The 11809-nt window shown below is 56.7% G+C and carries 10 protein-coding genes and 1 pseudogene; 4 read left to right on the top strand and 7 right to left on the bottom strand.

Going from position 1 to position 11809, the window contains the following annotated elements:
- Nucleotides 1–585: 585 nt before the first annotated feature.
- The 3 genes from ACIQCY_RS17955 to ACIQCY_RS17945 form a co-directional block, all read right to left on the bottom strand.
- Nucleotides 586–1095: an NYN domain-containing protein gene (locus ACIQCY_RS17955; RefSeq protein WP_400485170.1), complete on the bottom strand. Its 510-nt coding sequence runs from the start codon at nucleotides 1093–1095 to the stop codon at nucleotides 586–588.
- A gap of 518 nt (nucleotides 1096–1613) precedes the next feature.
- A complete protein-coding gene (locus ACIQCY_RS17950; RefSeq protein WP_400485169.1) occupies nucleotides 1614–2429 on the bottom strand; it encodes a GIY-YIG nuclease family protein in 816 nt (271 codons plus the stop codon).
- Nucleotides 2422–3600, bottom strand: a complete 1179-nt coding sequence (locus tag ACIQCY_RS17945; RefSeq protein WP_400485168.1) for a DNA cytosine methyltransferase — start codon at nucleotides 3598–3600, stop codon at nucleotides 2422–2424. The genes ACIQCY_RS17950 and ACIQCY_RS17945 overlap by 8 nt, the downstream gene beginning before the upstream one ends.
- Nucleotides 3601–3971: 371 nt before the next feature.
- Between ACIQCY_RS17945 and ACIQCY_RS17940 the strand changes: the two genes are divergently transcribed.
- Complete coding sequence (locus tag ACIQCY_RS17940) at nucleotides 3972–4670, top strand: hypothetical protein (RefSeq protein ID WP_400485167.1); 699 nt, start codon at nucleotides 3972–3974, stop codon at nucleotides 4668–4670.
- A gap of 196 nt (nucleotides 4671–4866) precedes the next feature.
- Here the strand turns inward: ACIQCY_RS17940 and ACIQCY_RS17935 are convergent, their stop codons facing one another.
- Nucleotides 4867–6849: an ATP-binding protein gene (locus ACIQCY_RS17935; protein ID WP_400485166.1), complete on the bottom strand. Its 1983-nt coding sequence runs from the start codon at nucleotides 6847–6849 to the stop codon at nucleotides 4867–4869.
- A 271-nt stretch (nucleotides 6850–7120) separates the two neighbouring features.
- On the opposite strand from ACIQCY_RS17935, the gene ACIQCY_RS17930 reads away from it, so the two are divergent.
- The 3 genes from ACIQCY_RS17930 (at nucleotide 7121) to ACIQCY_RS17920 (ending at nucleotide 10014) form a co-directional block, all read left to right on the top strand.
- A complete protein-coding gene (locus ACIQCY_RS17930; protein WP_400485165.1) occupies nucleotides 7121–7663 on the top strand; it encodes a hypothetical protein in 543 nt (180 codons plus the stop codon).
- 300 nt (nucleotides 7664–7963) lie between these two features.
- Nucleotides 7964–8527, top strand: a complete 564-nt coding sequence (locus ACIQCY_RS17925; RefSeq protein WP_026040852.1) for a recombinase family protein — start codon at nucleotides 7964–7966, stop codon at nucleotides 8525–8527.
- A 440-nt stretch (nucleotides 8528–8967) separates the two neighbouring features.
- The gene (locus ACIQCY_RS17920; protein ID WP_400485164.1) at nucleotides 8968–10014 is read left to right on the top strand and encodes an NAD(P)-dependent alcohol dehydrogenase; all 1047 of its coding nucleotides are present in this window, start codon (nucleotides 8968–8970) and stop codon (nucleotides 10012–10014) included.
- An 84-nt stretch (nucleotides 10015–10098) separates the two neighbouring features.
- On the opposite strand, the gene ACIQCY_RS17915 is transcribed toward ACIQCY_RS17920, so the two are convergent.
- From ACIQCY_RS17915 to ACIQCY_RS17905, 3 genes and pseudogenes are all read right to left on the bottom strand, one after another.
- Nucleotides 10099–10581: a hypothetical protein gene (locus ACIQCY_RS17915; protein WP_400485163.1), complete on the bottom strand. Its 483-nt coding sequence runs from the start codon at nucleotides 10579–10581 to the stop codon at nucleotides 10099–10101.
- 135 nt (nucleotides 10582–10716) lie between these two features.
- Nucleotides 10717–11433, bottom strand: coding sequence for a VIT family protein (locus tag ACIQCY_RS17910; RefSeq protein WP_026040850.1), 717 nt, complete (start codon nucleotides 11431–11433; stop codon nucleotides 10717–10719).
- A gap of 59 nt (nucleotides 11434–11492) precedes the next feature.
- Nucleotides 11493–11710: pseudogene (locus tag ACIQCY_RS17905) on the bottom strand (heavy metal translocating P-type ATPase); the annotation flags it as partial.
- Nucleotides 11711–11809: the final 99 nt, after the last annotated feature.

The following is an 11809-nucleotide window of genomic DNA, read 5'->3' as shown; positions in this document are numbered from 1 at the left end:
GCTGCACTACTACAACCATCACCGGCCCCACACAGCCTGCAGCAACCAGCCGCCCTTCTCACGATTGACCAACGTGTCCGGTCAGTACACCTAGAAGAGGAGCTACGGCGGGAGTGGCTACCTCGCCTGAACCTGGTGTGAGGGTCTGCTGCACGAACAGGTGGCATCTTCACATATTCGTGCAGTAGACCCGTCTACGCGTCGATAACAGCGCGCATGACATGGGCTTCGACTTCGTGCGTCGAAGCGTCGGTCTGCTCAGGTGGCGCCGCGCAGAGTCACCCATTCGTGCAGCAGATCATAGGTGGCAGAGCGGGTAGCTGAATCTTGGAGCAACCGATCGTCTATAAGTACTTTCCAGGCGAGCACACATTCGCGCTGTTTTTTTGTGCGCGTCCAGCAGTTTGTGATATGTAAGTGCTCGCATTATCGATCCATAACTGATCGAACCATCACTGTTACCGATACCACCTATTCCATCACTGACGCTTTTCAGTCTCGGGCAGGTAGTCGACAACTTGAGAAGGACAAGGTCGTAGCCCGGCTATTAGAGTCAATTATGGAAAACGATTATTTGCCTAGAATCTATTTTCGAGTTAAGTGATCAAATAGTGGATCAAGTGGAGAAAAAGAAACCGGGGCAGTCTTAAGTTCCTTTCCAGTTGCGTGCTCCCAGAAAGTTACAACTGTCTCGAAATTTCGATCTTTTAGGTTCTCGATCACTGGTAGGTAGTCTCTGTCTCCAGAAACAAGAACGACTTTGTCCCCAGGCTTCATGTACTGAAAAGAATCCGAGAGTATCTGTGTAGCTATAGCAACGTCTACTTGCTTTTCTTTATTTGCTGCGTTTCTGGCAAAAGTAAAGACTTCAAACCCTTCTTTTTTGGCAAGCTCCCAGAGAGAGTCATTATCTGGTGGTAAAGACCCGAACAAACTTGAGCGGCCAATCTGCGCAGTATCAGGGCAAATGCACTTATACAACTGACCAAAATCGTATGTCCAAGATGGGTCACTAATTTTCTTATTCATTGCTTCATAAATATCCTTAGCTAAACCTTTTTTTACTGCACTTAAACGCATTCCTTCAATCCACACGTTGGAATTATCGACGTAAACATAAAGTGTCAAAACTTGAGCCTTCCAGTAATCTAGTCTTGATATTTACTGTAACCTACTTTTGGATTTAAGAAAAGGCCGCGTTTTTGATTAGCGTGTTACAGAAATTATCCGATAATACCTGAAGAAATTCCGTGGGTAAAGGCTTCTGAAAACTATAGGTCAGAGTACTTTCCCGATGTCCAACGCTGGCATCTAGAAGAATGACGGGGCGTTACTGAAAAAATCACGACGACTGCGTTTGTTGACGCAATCGTGCTTTTGTTGCCCTCGATTTCGCATTATGAGCTTGGCGACAGCTATCGCACCGGCATCCGACGTCATATCGGTAAGGGGTGCCATGCTGCGCACTTTTTTGTACAAGAGCGCGATTAGCGCGGACTTTGCGCATGTACTCGTTGTGCGCTGCTGAGTGAGCTGCCCGACAGTCGTCGCAGCGACAATCATGGTTTCCGTACCCATTGGTCGTACCATGACGAGGATCATCTGGAGGCAGTTTAGTCATCAATGTCTGCCTCCATCTCATCTGTATCAGTCTCACCAGTGGGGTCCGACTGCTCGAAGAGGACGGAACCAATCAGTTTCTCGATATTGATGGCATCAGCCGGAGGAGTTGAGCGTCCTTCAGCGTGAGCGAGACGAACGGCAGAAAGGTAGGCAAGGCGAACGGCCTGTACCACGATTACTCGGCGTAATCCCTCAGTAACCTCACCTCGTTCGCGTGCGACAGCTGTCAGACGAGCAATGGTTTCTGCTCGACGGGCGATACGGATGTCAGGGTGGCCGCGGTCTGCGCGCGTTTCTTCATCGACGAACTGCCATCGAAGTGACGCCGGTAGGTCAACGTGATCCGACAGGGGAGGAATCTTTTCATTAAGAATCGCTTTGAACCGTGACTTCTCAATCGCATCAAGGTAAGCACTGTACTCATATGCGTCGAGACTATGTTTTGCTTCCTTGTCCTTCCCCGAAATGTCTTGCAATTCCCAAATTGGCCATACTTCCGCTTCCGCCACTTCAAAAACGTCCAAGATCCGCATCGCTACTGCATCGGTGCGCTGGTTTGTCAAATGTCGCCTGATCCGAGTTCGCAGTTGCTCGTTAGTTTGGCCGACATAGATCGGTTCCCCGTCGTAGTCGTAGAATGCGTAGATGCCCCATTTAGCGTCAACCCACTTACGGCCCTGGTCGTCGGTTGCGTTCTGGAAATCTTCGAGAGAGTTGCGGAACCGACGTACGTCATCGGCTGGCAGGCTCTTTTTGGTGGGTTTCCGGGGCTTGGGAATCGGTGAGGAAGCACTCTTACTAGACAACTGATGCCACCGTAGAACGAGCTGTCGAGAGACCTTTCACCAGCGGCATTAGATAGTGCTTCCCGAGCCACTCAACAGCAGGAACGGCCACGGCATCACCGAAGGCGAACAGGGCTTGGTTAGTTCTTGCTCCAACTAGGTTGTAGTCCTGCGCTCCCATCAATCGTGCATACTCCAGCGGCGTCATCCAGCGCACTTGTACGCGCTTGTTTCCGACACGCACGACAGCCTGCTTCGAGGATCCTCCGCGTGCCGTGCGCAGGCATCCAGAGATGTCATCAGGGCGGACTTCCCATGTTGCGACGCCGTTTCGAGTCCGGCGGTAGGCGGTTCGGTAGGTGACACCCGACGCTGAGCGAAGCGTCCGGAGTCGAGCTGCTTGTATAGGGGACAGTGACTGAACGAAAGCCTCCGTGCGGTCCTTATCCCACCAGCGTTCATCGGCCAAAGGCATGGTTTCAACGTACTCATCGAGGCCGGTGGTTAGAGGAACCGGCAGTTTGGGTAACTCCATCTGATGGGTCCGAAGCGTCTCGTCGTTAAAGACCCAGGAGAGGAAGTCTGGTCGGAGCTCGGGGTCTGAAATCGTCGTAGTCTCCGGAGGGTTTTGCGCTCCTACCAGGAACAGGCGTGGTCGAGATTGTGGGATGAAACGACGTGCATCCAGGACGACAACGTCGACGGAGTATCCAAGGTCGTTGAACGCTCGAATCGCAGCTGCAAGATCGTCCCCACCGTGGCTGGTTGCTAGGCCTACAACGTTCTCCAGAACGGTCACGTCCGGGCGGTTGCTTCCTAGATCGCGAAGAACGTCGACGAAACCCCAAAAAGCATTGGACTCTCCTGCCCGTATGCCACCCCTAGACCCAGCGAGAGAGAGGTCGGTGCACGGTGAGGAGCCCCAAGCAAGGGAAGCGTCTAGCGGTATCGCAGCGCGATCTACAGCAAACACGTCCCCTAGTTCGAAGGTGTGCTCGCATCCCAACTCCTCGTCCCTGAAGTGGGCTGAGTACATGGCGTGCTTGTCGGGCTCGTAGTCGTTCGCCCACGCCACACGGAACCCAGACCGTTCCAAACCAAGGCGAGCCAGCCCCACGCCAGCGAAGAACTCTAGGACTTTGGGCCGACTACTGGTGATCGAAACGACATTATCGGGTGGGAGGTGAGGCATGGATCAAGCGTACGGCGCCATCCCTCTTGGATCGGTGATGACGGGTCGAAGCCGGACCCGGTCGTGAAGTGCTACAGAACGTGTTTGTGGTTACGTCCGACGGAGCGGCGGAAGGTGCAAGGTCACAGAACACAAACGATGCCACAGTTGATAAGGGCGGATGCCGCGCCGATGTGTCTACCACGGCACCCAGAGGGCCGGTGTATCTACCACGGTACGCAGAGGGAGGTCGGTAGCAGAGGCAAGGGTTGATACCGAAACGCCAACAATAAGCAGTCCTACCGGAATTCATGTAGATCGTAGGATGTAGCCAGTTGGACCAGAACAACAATCTCCACTTTGGCGACCGGTTTCGGAGGTAAGCTAGTAAAATGTTGCACGACCTTGGCGAAAACGGGGGCCTGGGCTTTTGCAATGATGCCCTCAGCCTTCTCCCTCCCAAATATCACGGGCCTCTGATCATGGCACTTGACTCGAACATCCTAATCGACTTACGACAACACGGGTCGGCGCTGTTGAACGGTGATCAGATTACGGGACTGGACGCTGGATATGAGGAGGACCTAGATGGTTTGGCACGTATCCTCGATCTGTGGATGGTTCGCGATATCCGTTTTATAGTCACGCCCCGATCCCTTACTGATGCACGAAAGCGGACGGAGCGCTTTCGTGTATCTCAGGCCCCTGCTGTAGAGGCAATTGCTGAATCACTTGCCTTTCAGGTCGGCAACTGGGATGAAGCTGTAAACATGTCACCACCTCCTTGCTCTTCTATTGGTGAGGAAAAGGGATTACCATCCGGTGCAGATCGAGACCTTGTTCTAGAAGCTCAGGCCATTGGTGCTCACATTTTCCTTACAAGGGATAAGCGAATTTTGACTAAGACTCAATTAAGTGGTCCCAAAGTAGGTATAATGGCTCCTGCTGCTGTTGCTGAAAACTTTAAGTCGGCTAATGTCGAGATTTTTTCTGGCGGGATTTGCGCTTTATCTGATTGTCCATATACAACATGGCCCCTTCCCTTTCCTGATACTGGGAAATGGGGTCCCCTTTTGAGTATTTTCTCTTAGTTTCGCCGCCTGCGATCGATCGCTCAAATCTAGTTTTCGTAGCGCGACTAAGAATTGCGTTTCTTGTCAGGCATTTCTCGCTAGGATAATCTGAGCCTAAAATAGGTGTGTTACCTGCCTAGCTGGTTCATTGTAATAAAGGGCTACTTCTATATTTGTCAAGCGGCGGCGGTTGGTTCTCGACCAGCGTCTGACACTAGCTCGAGACCGGAGCAGGTACGAGAGCATTCAGTATCTTTTGCACGCGCCCGATCCCTTCCGACTCCCGAAGGAAGTCGTCATATGAGTTGCGAGCATTCTGCAGCAGCTCGTCGTACATGACGACTCGAGTATCGATGACCCGTAACTGATCTGCACTGTCTTGACGACCGCCCGGATCGCTCCAATCACGGAGCTCCTTCCCGACTACGCAGATAATCGAGTGAGGTTCTCCTGATCGGTTCTGATCTGCTAGCCAGTGCGTTAGCGCCTTCCGGTACTTCCTGACCTGCGAGCTGAGGGCATCGGTGTCAGTGACCACGCCGGCACGCTTGAGTTCAATGATCACGTGTTGGCCAGAGGTCTTTTGGTATCTGATGTCGTAGCGCGAATCGCGTTCTGTCTGGGTCAGCTTTCCGCTGATCTCTTCGAACGCTTTCTTCATGCTCATCTCCATGGTGGGGACAGAGGCTCTTTCCCAACCTGAGTCCAAGAGCCAGAGATGCTCGAAGATGTGGGACTGGAGAAATTTTTCTTTTTCGTCGTCGTTCACTAGCTGTTGGAGCTTGTCAATGATAGCCAAACGAGATGCGACGATCTTGTGGTACATCGCCGCTTCAAGATCGGCGCTTGTATTGAGTACTTTCCCTAGGCCAGCAATGTCCGCCGCCGATACACTATCCAGTGCATCGAGATTGTCCTTTTGGCGCATGATCTCGAAAGCAAGAACACCTTGTGCGAAAACTTCGTTACGGTCAGCGTCTGGAAGCCCGAGCTGGTTGATCTTTCCAAACAAGCGTTTGGCTTTTGCTTTGGTATCTAGTCCAAGGGTGGAGAACCAGTCGTTGATTTCGGGGACCGCTAGTGCAGTTGTCGTTCCCTCGGAGTTCCGAAACTCGGTCCAGTTCCTTTTAATGTGCTTAATCTCTACTTCCACAAAGTCAAGGAGTGCTCGGTACCTCTCGTCGTCTTGCACAATGTTTTGACGGCTACTTGTTGCAATGTCGTCGTGATCATCCTGGTCCAAAAAGTCAGCGTGTATCTCACCAAACAGATAGCTTTTGAAGATTCCAACCTCGTTGAAGCTGTCGAGGATATCTTCCTGCGCGAGTTTGCCCCGAATCATGAGGGGGATTCTGTTCATATGCTCCTCCCCGGTGGCGTCGCGGAGGGAAGCGGTGTCGATAGCCGTTCCAATCCAGCCACTCACCACCATGCCGGAAGTGGTTTGACTTGAGCGTTTCTCGATCCGAGGGCTGTGGGTAAGAGAAGTTTCAACCCGTGCCTGTTGTTCGGGTGATCCGTAGATCCAGATGTACTGGCTTTTACCGGTCAGGTCCCTATCTGTAACGGTCAGGGGCTGGCCGCCGATCGATACCGCAAAGTTGTGTTCGGTTCCGATGACGCTGAAACGGCGTGCAAGGCGTCGACGTAGATGAGGCGCAGTTTTATTTATGCTTTTCTTGAGCTTGGTGAGGGTGATTCGGGTTCCTCGTTGGAAATCAATTGAGTCAACCGGCATAACTTTTGGGTGGTAAGGGCGGGTCAATCCGGGATCGTTACCACCGATCCTGGTGTTGATTTCGTCCAGTTCCATCAGGAGTGCACTTCTTTCTCCATTGCGGATTGTCTCGACGAGAATCTCCTTGGCGACACTGAACAAAGCTAGTTTGCCGATGCCTTTTCGTCCCATCACAGGCCGGCCGGATGGGGTTGTTGCTGTCTCCTTTGAGTCCCGGCGACGATAGCCGACTCTCAAGAATCTAGTGTTGATGTCTTCGACCGTCATGCCGATTCCATCATCTTGAACGACAATCTTTTCCTCATCCACGTTAAGATTTATGGATACGGTGGAGGCGTCTGCGTCCCAGGCGTTCGCAACGGTTTCCGAAAGGACAGCGGGATGGTTGCTGTACAGGTTGATACCGAGATGATTGAGCACGTTGAGGCTCAGGCTCATCTCGAAAACGTGGTCGGTCATTGCGCTCCTACAGCCGAGGAAGTTTGATTCAAGTCGGTGTCACTCTATGTGACCCCGAGTCGGTACGAGGTTCCTTCACTTTCCATGGCCTCACCGGGCTTACTGATCCAACTACTATCTGGGTACTCCAGTACACCCCAACGCCACAGTGATCTGCTTCGAGACCGGCAGGAACCCTGTCCTACGCCGGTCGAGATCCGTAGAGTGCATCGCAGTCGCCCAGTGGGCCACGGAGCGGCCGGGCTGCTCGCGGAGCGAGATGAGGAATGGCATGGGCAAGAAGCGGGACGAAATAGGCCAGCAGGTCCAGCACCGGGTCGCGATTGCCAAAATCAGGGTACGTGGAGCGAAGGAAATCGCTGTTGCGGTGGCACCCCTGCTGGGCGACCCGAAGCTGGCACCCATAGTGCTGAGCCCGAAGGTGAACGAGGTGACCGAAAGGGCTGTGATGTGGGGAGCAGGGTTTGGCCACGCGGGTACGGGTGCCTGGATCAGAGACCTGCATGGTGTCGCCCGAATTGATTCCACGCTGGCTCGGCTTGGGCTCGGGACCTTAGCCAACGGTGGGTGGGGAAAAGCTGGTGGGCTCAAGGTGGTTGCCGCAGCGGGGACCACCGTATCTGCTGCCATCATCGGAACTTGGCTTGTAAACGGTGCCATCGACATGCGTACAAAGCTGCAGGCCGAGAAGGAGAGTGCACAGGCAGGCATGGTCCTGTGCGGCCAGTGCAACGGCGTCCTGCCCCGTTCTGCCGCCGACGGAGAGGGCGCGGTATGCCCTCACTGCAGGCACATCGCCGACAAGCAGATATAGCCACAGAGCCCAGAACGCGAGAAGCCCCCGACGACTGCCGAGGACTCTTTCGTCATGCTGGTGCGCCCAGCTGACGCTGCCGATCGGTACTAGCCGCTTTCTACGGCACCTAACACTGCTGGTGACCTATCTCAACTAAGGATCGTTTGACTGGACTTACGGCTGGGGTCGGCGGTCGGTCGGTGGTGTTCAGTGTTCGCGGGGGAGTTGGAAGTGGCGTGGCGTCCCAGCAATGTGTCTCACGAGGTATATTCTCATCAATAATGAAAGTGACGTTTGTTGAGTATGAGAGACATGGCTATGGGAAGTATTGGGTATGCGAGGGTCAGCACGTTGGAGCAGAACGCGGATCTGCAGCACGCGGCTTTGAAAGCGGCTGGGTGTGAGCGGGTTTTTACCGATCACGGGGTGAGTGGGACGAGGGCGAGCCGCCCCGAGCTCGACAAGCTCCTGGATCATCTCCGCGCGGGGGATGAGGTGGTGGTGTGGAAACTGGACCGGCTGGGACGCAACACCCGGAACCTGCTGGCCCTCATCGATGATTTGGAGCACAGGGGAGTGCACTTCCGCAGTGTTACCGAGGGCATCAGCACGACCGGTTCGATGGGTAGGGCGATGCTGACGGTGATGTCAGCTTTTGCGCAGCTAGAGCGTGATCAACTGGCTGAGCGGACACGGGCAGGTATGGCTGCAGCGGCGGAGTATGGGAGGAAAGCTGGCAGACGGGAAGTCACCGCGGACCATGCGAAGGTCAAGCGCGCCCTTGATTTGAAATCTCAAGGGGTAGCACCGGCCGATATTGGGAAGATCATCGGGGCCAGCCGGGCGACGGTGTATAGGTATCTGGCGATCGGAAGTGCTTAGACGAGAAGCGTCGTTCCTGCGATGGATCCGAATCTGAGTCAGCTGGCATCCAAAATCGCCTTGGATGATGAGGTGACTTCCGCTGACAGCTGGCCAAACTACAGCGAAACACGTGAGTAGTACTGGTGTTGCCGGGACTCCTCAGCGGACGCCGGCAACACCGCTGATCATGCATTGAGCCGCTGATGTTTCGCTGGCACCTGCAGCGGGGGCGACAGACCATCTCGTAGTCGAGCACTCCTAGCCGCATCGCGTGGAACTTTGATGTGTTCGACCTCACCCTCGCCCGTGAGGAGCTCACAGCGGTCGATATGCTTGGGACTGGCGTCCGCGGCGGCCCCGACCTCGGACGCGGTGGAGTTGCTGACGTATCGGCCTCGACATCCTTTGAAGCCGGACCCGCACGTCCATCATTCCCGCACCACCCTCGTAGGAGAATCATGCGCACCGTCAACGCCATCGCGGCACCGTCTGCCACGGAACCGCTGATCAGGACCACCATCGAGCGCCGCGACGTCGGCCCGAAGGATGTCCTGATCGACATCGCCTACTCCGGCGTCTGCCATTCCGACATCCACACCGTCCGCGGCGAGTGGGGAGACATTCAGTACCCCCAGGTCGTCGGCCACGAGATCGTCGGCACCGTGAGCGAAATCGGCTCCGAGGTCACCAAGCACAAGGTCGGCGACCGTGTGGGCGTGGGCTGCATGGTCAATTCTTGTGGTGAGTGCGAGTACTGCGTCCGCGGCGACGAGCAGTACTGCAGCAAGGGAAACATCCAGACGTATGGAGGCGTCGATCCCGTCGACGGCACCATCACCCAGGGCGGTTACTCGCAGGCCGTCGTCGTCACGGAGGACTTCGTGCTCCGCGTCCCCGAGAGCCTCGACTTCGATAAGGTGGCCCCGCTGCTCTGCGCCGGGATCACGCTCTACTCGCCGCTGCACCACTGGAAGGCAGGCCCGAACACGAAGGTGGCCATCGTGGGCCTGGGTGGTCTGGGTCATATGGGTGTGAAGATCGCCGCAGCGCTCGGCGCGGACGTCACCGTGCTCTCGCAGACGACCTCCAAGAAGGACGATTCCCTCCGCTTTGGCGCGAAGGCCCACTACGCCACGAAGGATCCGGAGACCTTCACGGAGCTCGCGAACTCGTTCGACCTGATCATCAACACGGTTTCAGCCAACGTTGACATGGGCGCCTACCTCGGCCTCCTCAAGGTCGACGGGACCCTCGTGAACGTTGGGGCGCCGTCCGAGCCCCTCCCGGTCCCCGCATTCGCCCTCATCCCGGGCCGACGCAGCTGGGCCGGTTCCATGATCGGCGGGATCCGCGAAACCCAGGAGATGCTGGATTTCTGCGCCGAGCACGGCATCCACCCCGAGACCGAGCTCATCGGAGCCGACGAGATCAACGACGCCTACGAGCGAGTCCTTAACTCCGACGTCCGCTACCGCTTCGTCATCGACGCCACCACCCTCGCCTAACCTCCCCCCACGAAACACGAACAGGTCACCCCTACCGCACCGGTAAGGGTGACCTGTTTTTGTGAGACGGTCAGTCGCACAGGTCTATCCGCCCCAGACGGAGGCAGAACCCGAATGCCCGGTGATGATGCTTTGGTAGATGATGACGAGTCCGCCGGCCACGCCGAGGATGACGGCGAGGATCTGAACCGGGCGTGTGCTGAGAAGACCTCGTAGACCACGAAGCCGCTGGGGCCGGATCAAGGCCTGAGGGAATGCGGTGAGGAGTTGGGCTGCGACGACGACGAGGAATACCAGGGCGAGGGCTTTGAAGAGGTCTCCTTGCTCTGCGTGCGCTTCGATGAGCGCAGATTCGGGCATGCTGCGCTCGAGTTGTTCGCCAGCTTCCGCTGTCAGGAGGGACAGTGGTGCGAGCAGGACCGCCAGGATACCCAGGGGCCACGCCAGGCGGGGGCGCAGCCGGGGTGCGACTGCGAACAGGACTGCCAGGAGTCCGGCGATCGGCGCGAGGACCACGACGGCGTGGATGAGCAGGATGTGCGCCGGTAGACCACCGATTTCGATCATGGGATGACTCCTTCAACGTGAATGGGACGTGCGGTTAGTGTGAGCCCTGCTTATGAAGCTAGGCCTCGACGGGGCTGCGTTGGCTGAGTACCTGCAGGGAGTTACCTGGGTGACTTCAGATCGGCGCGTGATTGATCATGCAATGCCAGTGGTGCCAAGGAGGGCTCCGACGAGGTAGGTGAATGCCATCGCCAGCGCCCCGCCGATGACGAGTCGGAGCATGGCGCGGCGCCGGGAGCTCCCGCCGACGTGGGCGCTGACAGCCCCGGTGATCGTCAGTGCCACCAGGACCGCGACGAAGGTCAGGGGTATGCGGACGTCCGCCGGGAGCAGGAGGATCGCGAGCATCGGCAGGACGGCACCGGCCGCGAATGCTGCAGCGGACGCGAACGCCGCATGCCAGGGGTTTGCGACTTCGAGTTCGTCGATGTTCAGTTCCGCTGAGAGGTGGGCGGCCAGGACATCATGGCCGGTCAGTTCGACAGCAACCTGCCGGGCCGTGGCAGGCGTGAGCCCTTTTGCCTCGTACAACCCGGCAAGCTCGTCGAGTTCGCCGTCGGGATCCTCCCGCAGCTCCTGCCTCTCTTTCTCGATCAGTGCTTCCTGACTGTCCTTCTGGCTGCTGACCGACACGTATTCGCCCAGGGCCATCGAGACCGATCCGCCCACCACGGCGGCGGTACCGGCGATCAGGATCGGCGCGAGAGTGTTCGTCACCCCGGCGACCCCGATCACCGTGGCCGCTGTGGACACGATCCCGTCGTTGGCGCCCAGCACGGCAGCCCGCAACCAGTTCAACCGTGCCGCCACACCACTGTCATGGGGCTCAATAGGGGCTTGCGCATCAGTCATGGAAGCAGTCAACACCCGGCGGTTGGATCCATCCACGCAGGATCGGCTCACCTAAACCACGCGACCTTCACTCCGCGCGCCTGCAGAGCCTTCACCGCGGCCCGGGATTCCTCGCGAACCTTGTCCTCGAGCCTGACCGTGCCGATGACCGAGCTGTCACGGATGATGTGCAGCACTGACGCACCACGACCCACCCACCCCTGCACCGTTTCGGCAATATCAGCCGGGTCGTGAGGCTAAGCTCTTTGAGCATGTTCGGCTCGCCCACAGCGATCTCTAGATGTACTGACCGGACACGTTGGTCAATCGTGAGAAGGGCGGCTGGTTGCTGCAGGCTGTGTGGGGCCGGTGATGGTTGTAGTAGTGCAGCCAGCCG

This window comes from Arthrobacter sp. NPDC092385, from assembly GCF_044755105.1.
In the GTDB taxonomy this organism is placed as follows: domain Bacteria; phylum Actinomycetota; class Actinomycetes; order Actinomycetales; family Micrococcaceae; genus Arthrobacter_D.
This window is presented reverse-complemented; position numbering and strand designations above follow the sequence as displayed.